The organism is Lentzea flaviverrucosa (genome assembly GCF_003350445.1).
GTDB classification, from domain to species: domain Bacteria; phylum Actinomycetota; class Actinomycetes; order Mycobacteriales; family Pseudonocardiaceae; genus Lentzea; species Lentzea californiensis.
In genome coordinates, this window is record NZ_QQAU01000005.1 from 407,621 (window position 1) to 424,458 (window position 16,838).

General features: G+C 70.0%; 17 protein-coding genes. 13 read left to right on the plus strand and 4 right to left on the minus strand.

Annotated elements, in window-relative coordinates; translation table 11 throughout:
* Positions 1–2: 2 nt before the first annotated feature.
* From DFR72_RS18775 to DFR72_RS18810, 8 genes are read left to right on the plus strand one after another with little or no spacing between them, the layout of a single operon-like run.
* Positions 3–272, plus strand: coding sequence for a DUF4229 domain-containing protein (locus DFR72_RS18775; protein WP_030478193.1), 270 nt, complete (start codon positions 3–5; stop codon positions 270–272).
* A gap of 26 nt (positions 273–298) precedes the next feature.
* Complete coding sequence (gene cds1 / locus DFR72_RS18780) at positions 299–1,387, plus strand: L-cysteine desulfhydrase Cds1 (protein WP_170176311.1); 1,089 nt, start codon at positions 299–301, stop codon at positions 1,385–1,387.
* 55 nt (positions 1,388–1,442) lie between these two features.
* On the plus strand, positions 1,443–1,748 hold the full coding sequence (locus DFR72_RS18785; protein ID WP_090065964.1) for a hypothetical protein: 306 nt from the start codon (positions 1,443–1,445) through the stop codon (positions 1,746–1,748).
* Complete coding sequence (locus DFR72_RS18790) at positions 1,745–4,846, plus strand: phage tail family protein (protein WP_090065963.1); 3,102 nt, start codon at positions 1,745–1,747, stop codon at positions 4,844–4,846. The genes DFR72_RS18785 and DFR72_RS18790 overlap by 4 nt, the downstream gene beginning before the upstream one ends.
* Positions 4,846–5,262 carry a hypothetical protein gene (locus DFR72_RS18795; protein WP_090065962.1) on the plus strand — a complete coding sequence of 139 codons (417 nt, stop codon included), beginning with the start codon at positions 4,846–4,848 and terminating at the stop codon, positions 5,260–5,262. The genes DFR72_RS18790 and DFR72_RS18795 overlap by 1 nt, the downstream gene beginning before the upstream one ends.
* A complete protein-coding gene (locus tag DFR72_RS18800) occupies positions 5,259–6,242 on the plus strand; it encodes a hypothetical protein (RefSeq protein WP_090065961.1) in 984 nt (327 codons plus the stop codon). The genes DFR72_RS18795 and DFR72_RS18800 overlap by 4 nt, the downstream gene beginning before the upstream one ends.
* 1 nt (position 6,243) lies before the next feature.
* Positions 6,244–6,693, plus strand: a complete 450-nt coding sequence (locus DFR72_RS18805) for a hypothetical protein (protein ID WP_090065960.1) — start codon at positions 6,244–6,246, stop codon at positions 6,691–6,693.
* Positions 6,693–7,094, plus strand: coding sequence for a hypothetical protein (locus DFR72_RS18810; protein WP_090066312.1), 402 nt, complete (start codon positions 6,693–6,695; stop codon positions 7,092–7,094). Before DFR72_RS18805 ends, DFR72_RS18810 begins: the two co-directional genes overlap by 1 nt.
* A 6-nt stretch (positions 7,095–7,100) precedes the next feature.
* Here DFR72_RS18810 and DFR72_RS18815 read toward each other — a convergent pair whose 3' ends face one another.
* The 4 genes from DFR72_RS18815 to DFR72_RS18830 all read right to left on the minus strand — a co-directional run bounded on the left by DFR72_RS18815 (position 7,101) and on the right by DFR72_RS18830 (position 11,145).
* Positions 7,101–7,973, minus strand: coding sequence for a 1,4-dihydroxy-2-naphthoate polyprenyltransferase (locus DFR72_RS18815; RefSeq protein WP_090065959.1), 873 nt, complete (start codon positions 7,971–7,973; stop codon positions 7,101–7,103).
* Positions 7,974–8,020: 47 nt separating this feature from the next.
* Entirely contained in the window at positions 8,021–9,121 is a 1,101-nt protein-coding gene (locus tag DFR72_RS18820; protein ID WP_090065958.1) for a hypothetical protein, read from the minus strand.
* Between the two features lie 79 nt (positions 9,122–9,200).
* Positions 9,201–10,238: an o-succinylbenzoate--CoA ligase gene (gene menE / locus DFR72_RS18825; RefSeq protein ID WP_090065957.1), complete on the minus strand. Its 1,038-nt coding sequence runs from the start codon at positions 10,236–10,238 to the stop codon at positions 9,201–9,203.
* A 4-nt stretch (positions 10,239–10,242) separates the two neighbouring features.
* On the minus strand, positions 10,243–11,145 hold the full coding sequence (locus tag DFR72_RS18830; protein WP_090065956.1) for a 1,4-dihydroxy-2-naphthoyl-CoA synthase: 903 nt from the start codon (positions 11,143–11,145) through the stop codon (positions 10,243–10,245).
* A gap of 72 nt (positions 11,146–11,217) precedes the next feature.
* Here DFR72_RS18830 and menD point away from each other — a divergent pair, with 72 nt between their 5' ends.
* The 5 genes from menD (at position 11,218) to DFR72_RS18855 (ending at position 16,822) form a co-directional block, all read left to right on the plus strand.
* Positions 11,218–12,789, plus strand: coding sequence for a 2-succinyl-5-enolpyruvyl-6-hydroxy-3-cyclohexene-1-carboxylic-acid synthase (menD, locus tag DFR72_RS18835; protein ID WP_090065955.1), 1,572 nt, complete (start codon positions 11,218–11,220; stop codon positions 12,787–12,789).
* A gap of 54 nt (positions 12,790–12,843) precedes the next feature.
* Positions 12,844–14,346 carry a M1 family metallopeptidase gene (locus DFR72_RS18840; RefSeq protein ID WP_090065954.1) on the plus strand — a complete coding sequence of 501 codons (1,503 nt, stop codon included), beginning with the start codon at positions 12,844–12,846 and terminating at the stop codon, positions 14,344–14,346.
* Positions 14,347–14,527: 181 nt separating this feature from the next.
* Positions 14,528–14,980 (plus strand): hypothetical protein, encoded by a 453-nt coding sequence (locus DFR72_RS18845; protein ID WP_090065953.1) that lies wholly within the window; start codon positions 14,528–14,530, stop codon positions 14,978–14,980.
* 9 nt (positions 14,981–14,989) lie between these two features.
* On the plus strand, positions 14,990–15,523 hold the full coding sequence (locus tag DFR72_RS18850; protein WP_090065952.1) for a DUF3558 family protein: 534 nt from the start codon (positions 14,990–14,992) through the stop codon (positions 15,521–15,523).
* A gap of 30 nt (positions 15,524–15,553) precedes the next feature.
* Positions 15,554–16,822, plus strand: a complete 1,269-nt coding sequence (locus tag DFR72_RS18855; RefSeq protein WP_090065951.1) for a PPE domain-containing protein — start codon at positions 15,554–15,556, stop codon at positions 16,820–16,822.
* Positions 16,823–16,838: the final 16 nt, after the last annotated feature.

Consider the following 16,838-nt stretch of genomic DNA (forward strand, 5'->3'; position numbering starts at 1 on the left):
GGGTGCTCGCTCGTGATGTGACGCTCTACGTCCTCGCCCGCCTCGGCCTCGTGGTCGTGGTGATGGGCGCGCTCATGTTGGTCAAGGTTCCTTTGCTGCCCGCCCTCGCCGTGGGCGTGGTCGTGGCGTTGCCGGCTTCGCTGTTCATCTTCAAGGGGCTGCGGCAGCGGGTCGCGGCCGGGCTGGGCGAGCACCAGGCGGCGCGCAAGGCCGAGCGCGACAAGCTGCGTTCCGAACTGCGTGGTGACGAAGGTCCTCTCACCCAGGCATAGGCCGTTCGCGCGGTTATCGTGCGGCTGTGAGTACCTCCGTTGACCGCGTTTGCAGCAGGACCAGGCACTGGGTGTGCGAGGCCGTCGGGATCATCGAGGCGGACGCGAACCGCAGCGCTGACACGCACCTCCTGCGCTACCCGTTGCCTCTCGAGTGGGGCATCGACCTCTACCTGAAGGACGAGTCGACGCACCCCACCGGGTCGTTGAAGCACCGGTTGGCGCGCTCGTTGTTCCTCTACGCGATCTGCAACGGCTGGATCACCGGGGGCACGCCCGTGATCGAGGCCTCCTCCGGTTCGACGGCGGTGTCCGAGGCCTACTTCGCGCGGCTGCTGGGGCTGCCGTTCATCGCGGTGATGCCGCGCTCGACCTCGGCGGAGAAGGTCGCGCTGATCGAACGCCAGGGCGGCAGGTGCCACTTCATCGACGAGCCGTCGGCGCTCTACGACGAGTCGCGCCGGCTGGCCGCCGAGCTCGGCGGGCACTTCATGGACCAGTTCACGCACGCCGAGCGTGCGACGGACTGGCGGGGCAACAACAACATCGCCGAGTCGATCTTCGAGCAGATGAAGCTGGAGCCGTCGCCCACCCCCGACTGGATCGTCGTCGGCGCGGGCACGGGCGGCACGTCGGCCACGATCGGCCGGTACGTCCACTACCAGAAGCTGAACACGCGCCTGGCCGTCGTCGACCCCGAGCACTCGGTCTTCTTCGACGCGTGGCGCGACGGCAACCGCGACCTGGTGGCCACGAGGGGTTCCGGCATCGAGGGAATCGGACGGCCGAGGGTGGAGCCGTCGTTCATCGGCGAGGTGATCGACCGGATGATCAAGGTGCCGGACGCGGCGTCCGTCGCGACGATCCGGTACGTGGAGGACCTGCTCGGCCGCCGGGTCGGCGGGTCCACCGGCACGAACCTCTGGGGAGCGTTCCAGATCGTGGCCGAAATGCGGCAGTCCCGCACCCGCGGGAGCGTGGTGACCCTGTTGTGCGACGGTGGCGAGCGTTACGCGAACACCTACTACGACGACACATGGGTATCGGCACAGGGCATGCACCTCGCCCCGTGCCTGGAACGCCTGAACAACTTCCACCGCACGGGGAACTGGTGACGAGAGCTGTGCGTCACAGCGTGACCTGAGCACCTGAGTCCGCAGGGGGGACGCTGTGACGTCGCTGTTCACCGACGCGGCCGAACTGCGCGCGTACGCCGAGTACCTGCGCACCGAGGCCCAAGAGTTCGAGACGATCCGCAAGTACGTCCACGTCACGGCGTGCGACAAGGCGGGCTTCACGGGCCTGCTGTCGTTGCTGCAGCCGGGCGTGGACGTCGTGCGGGCGCTGTTCGACGAGTCGCTCGACTTCGGCAAGTCGAAGCTCGAGGGCGCGGCCACGGCGGTGGACTCGACGGCGAAGGCCTACGAGGACATCGACGCCCTCCAGCGGCGGATCTTCGAAGGGTTGCTGAAGTGACGACGGCGTACCAGTCCCCGCGACCGGTCGTCGCGTCCCTCAAGCAGCCCGAGGTCGACACGGCGTCGCTCAACGACGTCCTGCGCGACCAGGGCTGGGGCGTCCAGGCGGTGAACTGGGTGTTCGAGGCGGTGACCGGCGAGAGCCTGGTCGCCGCGATCATCACGCCGATCACCGGCGACTGGTCGAAGATCCGTGCCGACGGCGACGCGTGGCGCATGGTCGGCAACGCCATGAACGACGTCTCGTACAACCTCACCGACGCCGTGGGGAAGGTGCGCGACCACTGGGACGGTGACGCGGCCCGCGCTCACGAGAAGTACATCGCGCTCGGCTGGAAGGCCGGACTGCTCGCCGAGATGGGCGTCGCCCAGCTGATCGCGAAGGGCTTCGACACCGTCGCGTCCGGCGCGGAGGCCCTCGGCAAGCAGGCCGCCCGCCTGCTGGACTACCTCGTCAACAAGCTGCTGGAAGCCGCCGCCACCGTCTGGATCCCGGTGGCCGGCTGGATCAAGGCCGCCGAGATGGTCTGGAACGCCTACCAGATCTACCGGCGCGTCATGGACATCATCGACACGGTCCAGAAGCTGATCTCCGACGTGAAGGCGCTCTTCGACGCCGTCGGCCGCGTCTTCTCCGCCATTGGCAAGCTGAAGGACGCCGACTCCCTGGCCGAGGCGATGAACGCCACCCAGGAGGTGGCCGAGGCGGGCCGCGACGTCCGCAACGCCGTCAACGACATCCACGACGACTTCTCGTCCATCAAGGAGTCGGCCACCGAGATCGCCGACCGCGGCAACGACATCGGCTCGAAGGTCCGCGAGGTCAACACCCCGCCGGGCAGCACGGAGGACACCAAACCCGCCGCCGTCTCCGCGGTGGCACCCGGCGGCGCCCCGGTGGCCGCCCCGCCGCCCCTGCCCACCTCCACCGACGCCCCGGCCACCACCCACGCGGCAGGCACCGCAGGTCCCGCCACGTCGGCCCCGCCCTCGATGGGCGGAGGCGGCGGTGGCGCTCCGAGCGCCATGCCCGGCACCGGCTCGGGCGGCGCTCCGGCCGGAGGCCCGTCCGGCTCGCCGGGCGCCCCGATCCGCCCGGACACCACGCACGCGGCAGGCGCGGCCCCCGCCGCAGCTCCACCGTCGTCGCACCAGACCCCCATGGGCGGCGCGATGCCGATGGGCGCCCCGATGGCGCCAGGCGCGGGCGGCGGCGACCAGACCAGGAGCTCCGGTTCCCGCCCCGGCGCGGGCGGCGTCCCGGCGTTCCCCAGCGCCGGCACCCCGACCGGCACCCCCAAGCCCGCCGGCCTGCCGACGCCTCCCGGTAGCGGCTCAGGTCTCCCCACCCCGCCCAGCCAGGGAACGCCGCCCGCCGGCACCCGCCCCGGCTCGGGCCTGCCCACGCCGCCGTCCGGCCCCGGCACCTCGGGCAGCCACCCAGGTTCCGCAGGCTCGCACTCGACGCCGGGCTCGCACTCGACGCCGGGCTCGCACTCGACGCCGGGCACGCACCCGGCTCCGGGCACGCACCCGGCTCCGGGTACGCAGCCGACGTCCGGCTCGCACCCGGCTCCGGGTTCCGCGGGAACGCACCCCGGCGGTTCGGGCCTCCCGACCCCGCCGAACTCCGGCACCCACCCGACTCCCGGCAGCGGCCTCCCGACGCCACCCGAGCACCCGAGCGCCAGCTCCGGCACGGCGACGGCCCCGGCTCCCACCAACACCGGTGGCGGCCTCCCGTCGCCTCCCGGCCACTCGACTCCGAGCGCGGGCGGCGGCTTGCCCTCGCCTCCTGGGCACCCGGCCCCGAGTGCGGGTGGGGGCCTGCCGTCGCCTCCCGGCCACCCGAGCCCCACCGCGGGCCCGGACCACTCGACGCCGTCCGGCACCACGCCGGCCGACTCGTCGCCCCCGCGTCCCCACGACGGTGGCACTCCGGCCGACGGCGGCACGCGTCCCCACGACACCACGCCCAACGGGTCGACGGACACCAAGCCCCACGACGCACCGGACAGCACCAGGCCGCACGACAGCGACCCGAAGCCGCACGACGCTGACCCGAGGCCCCACGACAGCGATCCCAAGCCCCACGACACCGACACGCGGGCCGACGACACCAAGCCGCACGACACGGACGCGAGCGGTGCCGAGGACGTCAGGCCCCACGACCCCCAGCCCGACCACGACAACACCCCGGCCGGCGCCGACACCGACTCCAAGCCCGGCAACGACGACGCCACCCCCGGCCACAACGGCGACGGTGACGGCGGCAGCAACCCGCCTCCCACCGGCCCGGACCTCAAGGGCCACTTCGACGCCGCCGCGATGGCCGCGCAGGGCCAGGGCTACCAGCACCAGCTCGACCAGATGCTGCCCAACCAGGCCGACCGCGACCGCTACGTCGAGCTGAGCCAGCGGCTGTCCACCGACCTGAGCGCGGACGAGGCGCAGCACGTGGCCGACGTCCGCAACCAGATCAAGGTCGACACCGGCGACATCGTCACCAAGGCCCTCAACCAGGGCGCCCTCAGCACCTACCTGCCTGACCAGCCGCACGCGCCCGGCAGCCAGAAGGAGACCTGGCAGAACCAGATGGGCGGCTCGATCGCCCGGGGCCAGGACGTGGTCGACGTCAACACGCCGCAGGGCCTGCGGGACGGTCTCGCGCTCGACGACAAGGGCAAGGGCTGGACGCCCATCCCCGAGGGCGCGCCGAACGCGATGCAGCTCCGCTACGAGATCACCGACCAGAACGCGGGCGCGCACAACGTGCCGTTCGGCGGGCCGAAGAAGGACGTCCCCGACTTCGCCCAGTTCGGGCCGCGCCAGGAGGGCGAGTACCAGTCGCCGCAGGAGCAGGCGCACTACGAGGCGTCGCAGAAGCAGATGGCGGCGGCCGGCGGTTCGGCGACGGTCTACGACGGCTACGACCCGTTCACCGGTACCGGCTCCACGATGGGCGGCATGCCGGAGTGGCGCGTGGACGGCGGCACACCGTTGCCCGATCGTGCCGAGATCTGGCAGGTCAACGCGGACGGAACTGAGAAACTGCACGCCGTGTACGACCGCAAGTTCGGCTGGACGAAGCTCTGATGACCCACTACTCCCAGGAGATGGCCGAGTACCGCGGCGAGGTCTACTTCGCGGGCAGCGAGGGCGACGGCGTCTGGATCCGCAAGATCCCGGGCGTCACCTACGCCAACGCCGAAGGCTTCCAGACCTACGGCAACCGTGAGCTCAAGACGGTGGCCGTCACGGACCTCGACGCCTGGTACCGCGAGACGATGAAGGCCACCTGGCGCGGGCAGCCGTTCAACGTCGTCAGGACGGACGGCGGCAAGGCCGAGGCCGGGTACGCGGGCGGCGAGTACGTGTGGGCCGCGCAGAACGGGCTCGAAGGCGACCAGTACAACGGCTACACGGCCACGCTCGACGTCGGCGAGCTCGCGGACGTGCAGGTCGACCGCACCGACTTCCTGGCGCGGTGGAAGGAGAAGAACCCGGGATGAGCACCCCTCAGGCCGTGCGCAAGGCGGCCGGCATCGGGCCGGAGACGATCCTGCAGAAGATCGTCCACCCCGCGATCGCGCAGCTCTACCTGGGCAACGTCGTGGTGCCCGGCAAGTTCGAGCCGCACCGGGCCGCCGGGTTCGTGACGCGCGGGCAGGACTTCCCGCAGGGCACCTCCGACCAGTTCGCCGAGGTGTTCGGCGTCGACAAGGTCGCGGACTGGCCGACGGGCACGCAGTACCTGCTGCGCTTCCTGGCCCACACCACCGAGCTCTTCGACACCAGCTTCGGCGGCCCGACGCTCGACGGCGCGCAGAAGATGGGCACCACCCGCGTCTACCCGCTGCCGTTCACCGGCACGGGGTACACGCCGAGCGCCAATCCCATTCCCGAGTACGTCATGGAACTCGCGGAACTCCCGGCGGGCACGGAGCTCTGGCGCTTCGAACCGGACGGCACCGGCCGCAGCGTGGGCAAGTACCCCAACCGCCAGACCGGCTGGATCCCGACCGGTGACGTCGGCTTCGGGCCCGGGAGGTACTGGCAGGCACCGGTTCCGCACCGGCCGACCGTCCGTCGTGGACTGATCGGCAGGTACCGCGGCCAGGACTTCGACGTCGACTTCGGCCCGGCGCCCGGCAACGTTCTCCTGCACCCGCTCGCCGGGCAACCCGCGCCGCCGGACTTCACCGAGGAGGGCGGCGCCCAGTTCCTCGAGGTGCCGGACGCGGTCGTGGAGGACCTCCAACTGGTCCGCACGCTCTGCACGTACCGGGGCGCGGAGTTCGAGATCGTCGGCGTCTTCGGCGAACAGGCGGTGCTGCACTTCGTCGGCGAGAACTACGAAACAGCCCAGCAGCTCGGTCTGTCCGAAGTAGACTTCCGGCAGTGGCGCACCTTCGCCCAGCGCAACGAGGTGAGTGACATCCGCGGTGACGCCAGGCCGATCCAGCGCGGGCTCTTCGCGAGGGAGAACTGAGATGACCACGCCGAACGACAGCTGGAAGCCCGCGGAGCTGCGGGCGGCCGAGGCGCAGGTCGACGCGCGCTTCAAGGAGGCGCAGGACCTCGCGAACCGCCTCAAGGAGACGCCGCTGCCGCCCGTCCCGCCCGTCGACTTCAAGGCGATCGCCCAGCAGGTCGAACGCGCGGCGCAGGAGCGGGACGCGCCCGAACAGCTCAAGGCGTTGAAGCGCAAGGTGGACGCGGGTGAGTTCACCTGGGAGGACGTCGTCTCCGGCAAGGCCGCGCAGGACCCCGACGTGCAGGCCATGCAGCAGGAGAACGTCAACAAGATGAAGCAGGCGTTCCAGATGCTGCAGGAGGGCATGACCGCCGAGGAGATCATGGAGGCCCAGCGGCCGCGCAGGGGTCCCGACGACGACGGTGACCAGCTCGACCCCGACATCTTCACGGAGGACAAGTGGTGATGACGGCCTGGCGGACACCGGACGTCCTGGCGGCGGAGGACTTCCTGAGGAACGCTGTCGCCGACGCGGACCGCGCGATGCGGACCGCCCAGCAGAGCCTCAGGGGCAAGGAACCGTCCACTGAGGACATCCGCAGGGTGATGCAGTTCGCCAAGTCCGGCGATGCCTCACCGGCGATGCGCCAGCTCGCGGACCGGATCGCGCGCGGCGCGGGTCTGAGCTGGCGTCAGGTCCTCACGGGTGAGGCGGGCCACGATCCGCTGGTGCGCCAGGCGCTCGAAGCCGACCGCGCCAGGCTGGACGAGCTGATCAAGGGCGAGACCGCTCCGCCGCCACCTCCGCGCAGGCCCGCGCGAACGGACGACGACGAGCCCGTGCAGTTCACCGAGGACGCCTGGTGACCGGACTCAGTCCAGCACCAGACCGGCGCTGACCAGCACGGCCCAGGCCAGCATCGCGATCCCGGTGAACTGCAGCACCGGGATCAGGTCACGGCCGCCCCGTCCGGCTGCCACCCGCCGCACGGCGGGCAGCAGCACCGGCGCCGCGAGGAACCCGAGCAACGCGTACGGCACCCGCACGACCATGCCCAGCGCGATCAGGAACGGCACCGCCACCAGCGCCAGGTACAGCCTGCGCGTGTCCTTGTCGCCCAGCACCACGGCCAGGGTCCGCTTGCCCGACACGGCGTCCGTCGGGATGTCGCGCAGGTTGTTCGCCACCAGCACCGCGGCCGAGATCGACCCCATCGCGATGGAGCCCCCGATGCCGATGCCGGTGATCTCGCCGGTCTGCACGTACAGCGTGCCCAGCACCGCGGCCGGGCCGAAGAAGAGGAACACCGCGATCTCGCCGAGGCCCGCGTAGCCGTACGGACGCTTGCCGCCCGTGTAGAACCACGCCCCGAGCATGCACACGGCGCCGAACGCGAGCAGCCACCAGAACCCGGACAGCACCACCAGCACGAGACCGGCCACCGCACCGACGCCGAGCGAGATGAACGCCGCCAGCCGCACCTTCGACGCCTCGGCCGCGCCGGACCCGGTCAGCCGGAACGGCCCCACCCGGTTGTCGTCCGTGCCGCGGATGCCGTCGGAGTAGTCGTTCGCGTAGTTCACGCCGACCTGGAACGCCACCGACACGATCAGCGCGAGCACCGTGAAGAGCACGTTGAACTCGTCGATGTGGTGCGCCGCAGCGGCTCCCACGACCACCGGGGCGATCGAGTTCGGCAGCGTGCGGGGGCGGGTCCCCTGGATCCACTGGACGACTGAGGCCATGCCCCACATCTTCCGGTACGGCTCCTGAGGACCCGCCAAGGGGTGTATCAGCAGGCAGTGGCGCCTGAGACGCCCGCCACGTACGCCTTCGCGACGTGCTTGCCGGACGCGATGCGGTACCAGACGTTCGACGTGCCCTGCGTGCCCGTCACAGACTGGCCGGTGAGCTGGCAGGTCACCCTGACCTGCGCGTAGTTCGCGGCGATGCCGACCTGCGACGCCGTGGACGTCGCACCGCTGCGGACGTTCACCGTGCCGGCGGCGTCAGCGGTGCGGACCGTCCCGACAGGACCGGAACCGGTCCACAGGTACGTCACGGTCACCCACGCGTTGTTGGTGAGCTTCAGGCCGTCCCAGAACGTGCCGTCGGCGAGGTCGATGCCCGCCGGGTTCGCGACCTCACGCCCGAACTGGTCCTTGCCGCCGTTGTAGTTGTTCTCGTACGCGGCCTGCGCCTCGGGCTTGCCCTGCGGCAGGTCCTTCCACATCTCCCGGGTCGCGGCCGGGTTCCAGTAGTCGTCCTTGGTGTTCCAGGGGCCGACGTCCCACACGGGAGCCCATTCGCAACGGCCGTTCGACGCGCACACCTGCACGCTGTAGTTGCCGGAGTTCTTGCCGGCCAGGCCACGCCGCGACGGCAGCGCCACGAAGTGGTCGCGCGAACGGATCACGTGCCCGTTCGCCGTGGTGCCACCGACGAGGCCCTCCCGCGTCGCGTACACCCGGTACGAACGTCCAGCCGCGGCAACGGAAACGTCGTCCGCGGCCACGGTCGCGGGTGCCTGCGTCGCGGTCAGCTTCACGCGCGATGCCTTGCCGCTGCTCAGAACCACGCGGGTCTCGATGGTGGACGTGGTCACCGGCAACGTCGCCGGCGCTTCCAGCCACTCCGTCCACTGACCGTCCGCGCGCAGGCCGCGCACGTCGACGACACCATCGCCGGTCACCGCCGCCGTGACCGCGTTGGCGGGCTGGGCGAGTCTGTGCGAGCCGAGCTCGATCAGACCCGTGCGCGGGGAACCGCCCCACGTGACGGCACGGCCGCCGACGTCGGCGGTCCACTCGTTCGAGGCAGGTGCCGCCTGGGCGGGAGACGCCAGTGCGGCCACCAGAGCGGCGCCCGCGACCAGCGGTAACAGGTAGCGCATGAAGAAACCCCCATCGCTAACGCGCGCGGCCAGAGTTTCCGCGCGCTTCGCGGCGAGGGTTGTCCTCAGCGGTAAAGGTTCACCTAAAGAGGTTGGCGACAGCGGTTCGGTCGACCTTGCCGGGCCCGCGCAACGGCAGCTCGTGCACGAACCGCACCAGCTTCGGCGCCGCCGCCCGTCCCACGGCCTCGACGACCGCGGCCCTCAGCTCGTCGACCGAGGGCTCCACCCCGCGTGCGACGACGACCGCGGCCACGACCTGGCCCCACTCGTCGTCCGGCACGCCGACCACACACGCCTCCAGCACGCCCTCGACGGTCGCCAGAGCCCGTTCCACCAGCACCGGAGGAACCTTCTCGCCGCCCGTGACGATCACGTCGTCAGCGCGTCCCAGCACCTCCAGCCGCCCGTCGCGCAGCCGCCCGAGGTCCCCGGTGCGGAACCACTCGCCGAACGGCTCCGCGCTGCCGCGATACCCCAGCGCCAGCACCGGACCGCTGATCTCGATCACGTCCTCGGTGTGCAACGAGACGTCCCGCAGCGGTTCGCCGTCGTACACGCACCCGCCGGACGTCTCGCTCATGCCGTACGTCGTGACGACCTGCACGCCCAGAGCGCGCGCCTGCTGCAACAGCGTCGGCGGGGTGGCGGCCCCGCCGATCAGCACGCCGTCGAACTGCCGCAACGCCTCCAGGCCCGGCCCCTCGCCCACGACGAGCCGGGAGAGCTGGGTCGGCACGAGCGCCGTGTAGTGGCGGCCAGGCTGGGCCAGCACCGGCCGCGCGGCCAGCGCGAAACCCATGGCGCGGAAACCGGCCGACAGGTCGAGCACACCCGGCGTGGTGCCGGCGACGATCGACCGGACCAGCACCTGCACGCCGGCGATGTGGCCGGTCGGCAACGCCAGCAGCCACGTGCCGGGGCCGCCCAGCCGCTCGTGCGTGGCCTCCGCGGACGTCGTCAGCGCGTCCGTGTCGAGCAGCACGGTCTTCGGCTCGCCCGTCGAACCGGAGGTCGGCACGCCGAGCACGGCCCGCTTCTCCCAGCCGTCGAGCGGGCCGTCGACCAGGGGTTCGCCGCCGGCCAGCGCCGCGCGCAGTTCGTCGAGCACAGGCACCTGCTCAGAAGTAGTACGGGTAGTTCGACCAGTCCGGGGCGCGCTTCTCCAGGAACGAGTCACGGCCCTCGACCGCCTCGTCGGTCATGTACGCGAGCCGCGTCGTCTCACCGGCGAAGATCTGCTGTCCGACCAGGCCGTCGTCGATCAGGTTGAACGCGTACTTCAGCATCCGCTGGGCGGTCGGCGACTTGCCGTTGATCTCGCGCGCCCACTCCAGAGCCGTGGTCTCGAGCTCGGCGTGCGGCACGACCTCGTTGACCGCGCCCATCTTGTACATGTCCTCGGCGGAGTACGTGCGGCCGAGGAAGAAGATCTCGCGGGCGAACTTCTGCCCGACCTGCCGGGCGAGGTAGGCCGACCCGTAGCCGCCGTCGAACGAGCCGACGTCCGCGTCGGTCTGCTTGAACTTGGCGTGCTCCGCGCTCGCGATCGTGAGGTCGCACACGACGTGCAGGCTGTGCCCGCCGCCGGCCGCCCAGCCGGGAACGACCGCGATCACCACCTTCGGCATGAACCTGATCAGCCGCTGGCACTCCAGGATGTGCAACCGCCCCGCGCGCGCCGGGTCGACGCTCTCCGCGGTCTCACCGGAGGCGTACTGGTAGCCGCTGCGACCACGGATCCGCTGGTCACCACCACTGCAGAAGGCCCAGCCGCCGTCCTTGGGGCTGGGACCGTTGCCGGTCAGCAGCACGCACCCGACGTCGGACGACATCCGCGCGTGGTCCAGCGCCCGGTACAGCTCGTCCACCGTGTGCGGCCGGAACGCGTTGCGCACCTCGGGCCGGTTGAACGCGATGCGGACGGTGCCCTGGTCGAGCGCGCGGTGGTACGTGATGTCGGTGAAGTCGAAGCCCTCGATCGGCTTCCACAACGACGGGTCGAAGAGCTCCTGATCTGCCACGCACCAGACTCTAAGCTCCCCCTCCTGAGACCAGCGGGCGACCTCTCAGCGCGCTCCGGTGACAATTGGGGGATGAACCCGTCCACGACGCAGGCGAGGGTGATCGTCGACGAGCTGGTGCGCAACGGCGTGCGTCACGTCGTCCTGTGCCCCGGTTCGCGCAACGCCCCGCTGTCGTTCGCGCTGCACCAGGCCGAGCAAAAAGGCCTGCTCACGGTGCACGTGCGCATCGACGAGCGCAGCGGCGGATTCCTCGCTCTGGGCCTCGCGAAGACCGGTGAGCCGGCCGTGGTGACGTGCACCAGCGGCACGGCCGTCGCGAACCTGCACCCGGCCGTGATCGAGGCGCAGCTGACGAACGTGCCGCTGATCGCGCTGACCGCGGACCGCCCGGTCGAGCTCTACCGCACCGGCTCCAGCCAGACGATCAACCAGCACGACGTCCTCGGCATCCCGACGCTGCACATGCCCGAGGGCGCCGGCGAGGCCGTGACGCGGTCGTTGATCTGCCGTGCCGTCGCCACGGACGGTCCGTCGCACGTCAACGTGCCCTTCCGGCCGCCGCTGACGCCGTCCGACGACCAGTGGCCGTCCTCGGACCGCGGGGCGTGGACGGAGACGGACCGCACGTTCACCGTCGAGACCAGGCCCTCCACGCTGCCCGCCCGCACGCTGGTGCTGCTCGGCGACGACCGCCCGGAACGGCTGCTGAAGGCCTCGCGGCTCGGCTGGCCGGTGATCGCCGAGCCGACCGCGCCCGGTGGCCTGCGGCACGGGTCGCTGCTGCTCAACGCGGGCCTGCCGGAGCACCTGCGGCCCGACGCGGTGCTCGTCGTCGGCCGCGTCACCCTGTCGAGGGGGCAGCAGACCCTGCTTGGAGCCGCTCCAATCGTGCACGCCGTGGGGGACCAGGCCCAGTGGCCGGACGTGCCGTTCACCGCCACGCGGGCCTCCACCTGGCTGCCCGAGCCCGCCGCACTCGACGGCGAGTGGCTGCAGGCGTGGCAGAGCGCGGTGAAGAGTGTCAGCGTGGCCGTCGACGACCTGCTGGACGCCGCGCCGTGGCCGACCGGCCTGCACGTCGCGCGCGACCTGGTGCAGGCGATGCCATCGGGTTCGCTGCTGTTCGTGGGCTCGTCGAACCCGATCCGCGACGTCGACTTCGCGTCCGAACGCCGCTCGGACGTCGTCGTGCACGCGAACCGCGGTGCCGCCGGTATCGATGGGAGCGTGTCCACGGCCATCGGGCTCGCCTGGCAGCACGAAGGCCCCGCGTACGCGCTGATGGGCGACCTGACGTTCCTGCACGACAGCAACGGCCTGCTCGCCGACCGCCTGCCGGACCTCACGATCGTCGTTCTCAACGACGACGGGGGCGGGATTTTTTCTTTGCTGGAACAAGGCGCTCCGGAGTACGGCGGAAGTTTCGAGAGGATTTTCGGCACTCCGCACGGGACTGATCTGACCGCTTTGTGCGCGGGCTACCGAATTCCGCACTCCACAGTGGACGGCCAGGAGGAGTTCCGTAGCGCGATCGCGTCACCGAAGGGCCTCCAAGTGGTCGAAGTGCAGGCAAAACGTGACGAACTGCGCGCGTTGCACCAGCGTCTGAAGGCGACTGTGTCAAACGTTTTCACCAGATAGGAAACATACGTAAGTCGGTGGCTCGTTCTTGATCGTCTGGATAGCGTCCGCCGCATGTCGATCAGAACCAAGGCGACGGCCGCGGTGGCGTCCGCGGCCGCGATGACGCTCTTCGCGGGGGCGGCGCTGGCGGCGTCTCCGGGCGCTCCCGGCGTCGGCGATCCGTACTTCCCGACCTACGGGAACGGCGGGTACGACGTCTCCCACTACGACATCAGGCTCAACTACAACCCGAACGGCGACCAGCTCTCGGGCACCACGACCATCCTGGCCAAGGCCACGCAGGACCTCACGCAGTTCAACCTGGACTTCCTGCTCAAGGTGAAGTCGGTCCGGGTCAACAACGTGCCGTCCTCGTTCGTCTCCGACAACGGCGAGCTCACGCTCACCCCGCGCGGCGGCGTCCGCAAGGGCCAGGACCTGACGATCGTCGTCACCTACGCCGACTCGCCCTCCACCGTGAAGGACCGCAACGGCTTCACGGCGTGGACGAAGACCGCCGACGGCGCCCTGGCCATCGGCGAGCCGGAGATCTCGGCGTGGTGGTACCCCTCCAACGACCACCCGACCGACAAGGCCACCTTCGACGTCAACGTCGCAGTCCCGAACGGCGTCGAGGCGATCTCGAACGGCACGTTCGTCGGCCAGACCCGTCAGATCAACGGCTACACCCGCTGGAACTGGCGCAGCACCAAGCCGCAGGCGACGTACCTGACGTTCCTGACGATCGGCCAGTTCGAGATCCGCCAGTCGACCACCCCGTCGGGCCAGCCGTCGGTCAACGCGTACTCCGAGCGCCTCGGCGACAACGCGGACGCCGCCAAGGCCAGCATCGAGCGCACCCCGGAGATCAACGAGTTCCTGGCGGAGAACCTCGGCCCGTACCCGTTCGAGGCGCAGGGCGGCGTCGTCACCCCGGACCTCGGCTACGCACTCGAGAACCAGACCCGCCCGACCTACGACACGGCCTTCTTCCGCCGCGGCGCCAACACCTACGTCGTCGCGCACGAGCTGGGCCACCAGTGGTTCGGCGACTCCGTGTCGGTGCACCACTGGCGAGACATCTGGCTGAACGAGGGCTTCGCCTCCTACATGGAGTTCCTCTGGTCCGAGCACATCGGTGAGGGCACGGCGCAGGAGAACGCCGACTTCACCTACGACTCGTACCCGGCCGACAGCGAGTTCTGGAACGTCCTGCCCGGCGACCCCGGCGCGTCGAACGTGTTCGACGGCGCCGTCTACGACCGCGGCGCTCTGGCCGTGCACGCCCTGCGCGTGGCAGTCGGCGACGAGAAGTTCTTCGAGATCCTGCGCACCTGGGTGGCCGAGAAGAAGTACTCGGACGCCACCGTCGAGGAGTTCATCGCGCTGGCGGAGCGGGTCTCCGGCCAGCAGCTCGACCAGGTCTTCCAGACGTGGCTGTTCACCAAGGGCAAGCCGGCACAGGCCCCCGGCCGTTCGGCCGACGTGGCGTCGAAGTCGCTCTCGGTCGCGGCGGAACCGAAGTCGCGCGCCAAGATCAAGCTGACGCACGAACTGCTGGACGCCCACAAGTAAGTTGCTTTCACAACGAGCCGTGCAGGCCACCTGAGGTGGCCTGCACGGCTCGTGACGTTCCCCCTGGATCGGGTGCTGTTCCTTAGTTCAAATGGGTGTAAGTAGTCGTACTGATCCGCTCCCCGGCCGACTTGCTTTACGGTCAAACGATAGAGCGCAGTGCACGTGGGGGAGTGAACCTGTGACCGGTGAGAGCAGCGCACAGGAAAGCGCCCAGGCCTATGCCTTGGAGCGCTACTACGCGCAGTCCGGTGGCCCCTTGATGGGCATCATGACCGGTGGCGTCAGTACGATCATGGCTGCGGCCAAGTCGGTTCAGGCCGCCTCCGAGGCAGGCGCACTCCAGCACGACCCGGAGGCCGTCGACAGCGCGATCAAGAAGTTGGAAGACTTCGAGACCGCATTGCGCAGGATCCAGCGGCGGTCGATGGTTCTCGCCACCAAGACCCCGTTGGGTGGCGGTTATGCCGAACAAGTCGGCGAGTTCAACAAAGCGATCGGTCAGGTGGCTGACACCAAGGTGATCCCGGATTTGATCACGGCCGTGGGCGAGCTCAAGGCTCAGCTCGACAAGAGCCGGAAGTCCTATCGGAACGTGGAAGAAGGCACGGCCGACACGTTCAAGCAACTCTGACAGGAAGTCATGAACCGCAAACGCATCGCCATTGCAGGACTGGCTTTGTTCGCCTCGGCGTGCAGCAGCAGCGCTACCGGAGGCGCGGCCAAGCCTGTCACCACCGCCGAGACCACGACGAGCACGACATCCAGTTCGGCGAGTGGGGTGGACCTCGCCAGCCTGAAGCCCTGTGAGTTGGTCACCGGGACCGAAGCGAGTGGTCTCGGGTTCAGCTCGCCGGCGCCGCGCAGGGCGGCTGGTGCGGACACCTGCGAGTGGGACAGCAGCGATGGTGGCCTCACGGTCGCCTTGAACGCGAAGATCAGCGCGGAAAGCCTGGACTTCGGTTCTTACACCAAGACGCCGGCGGAGTTCGGAAAGTACAGCGGATTCACCGCCAGGCCAAAGCAGGACAACGGCGCCTGCCAGGTGGTGATCTCTGTGAGCGACTCGTCCAGCGTGCAGGTGGTCGCAAATGCCGATGTCGCCAACCGCAACTCTGCGAAGGCTTGCGAGCTGGCCGAGAAGTCGGCTGACTTCGTCGCAGCCAAGTTGCCTTGATCTGATCCGCACGGTTCTAGGGGATGACCGATGGCGCACGAGAGACCGCAGGTTCCGCAGCCGAACGCGAACTACCCAGGGCACAGCCATGCCGCCATGCACAAACAGGCGATGGACGGCAACGAGCCCGGTCCGGCAGGTGAGATCGCAGCCGAGTGGAAGTCGATCTCAAGCGATCTGGTCGACGTGGCAGTCGGGCTCAACACCGTGGTCAACGGTCTGCGCGCGGGCTGGACGGGTTCTGCGGGCGCGGCGGCCTCCCAGGCACTGACGAAGGTCGGCAACTTCACCGACCAGCTGTCCTCGTCGTTCTCGTCGACGAGCGCTGTGATCAACCGGCAGGTCGAGGCCGCGGAGTCGACGAAGAACAGGTTCCCCAAGGAAGTGCCGTTCGACCCGCAGCAGATGCTGAAGGACGCGGCGACCAGCATGAACCCGTTCAAGATGGCTGCGGCGCCGTTCGAGATGCTGGCGCAGCGGGAGAAGTCGCAGGCCGCCAAGCAGGAAGCCGAGCGGGTCATGCAGGAGCGGGACAACTCGCTCGCCGCAGCGGCCGCGGGGATGCCCACGTTCGACGAAGCCCCGCGGTTGCCCAATGGCGACCAGGGCGTCACGACGACGAGCAGCACGACGTACGCGCACACCACGAACTCCGTGAATCCGCCTGCCCAGTTCGGAAATCCTGGTGTCGGCAACCCGCCTGTCGGCACGGCAGGTGTCGGTACTCCCGGCACCAGCAACCTGGGCAGCCCCGGACTGAACAACGGCACCACCAACCCCTCGTGGGCCGCTCCGCCGGTCACCCAGCCCAACCCGCAGGGGAACAACCAGCTCCCCAACGGCGGCACCTCGAACGACCGCAAGTCGTTCATGCCCGGTCCCGGCCCGATCCCACCCGGCCTCAGGCCGAACGACCCGCGCGCCGCCGGGCGTAGCGGAGGCGGTTCCGGCGGAGCGGGCCGTGGTGCACCAGGCGCAGGCGGCAGTCGCGGAGCAGGCGGATTCGGTGGTGGAAGTGCTGGAGGCGCCGGGTCGGCGGCAGCACGCGGCAGCTTTGGCCCCTCGAATCCCGGTGGTGCCGCTGGAGTCGCCCACGGTCCGGAAGGGACCGCGCGTGGTGGTGGCAACGCGGCATCCGCGAACCGGGCCGGCACCGCGGGTGCAGCCGGAGCGGGTGGCGCGGGCGCCGGTGCGGGCAACGGCGAAGAGGACAAGGAACACAAGTCGAACTACCTCATCCCCACGGACGAGTACTTCGACGACGACCGGATGGTCGCGCCGCCGGTGATCGGCGGCTGACCGGAGTAATCGGTGG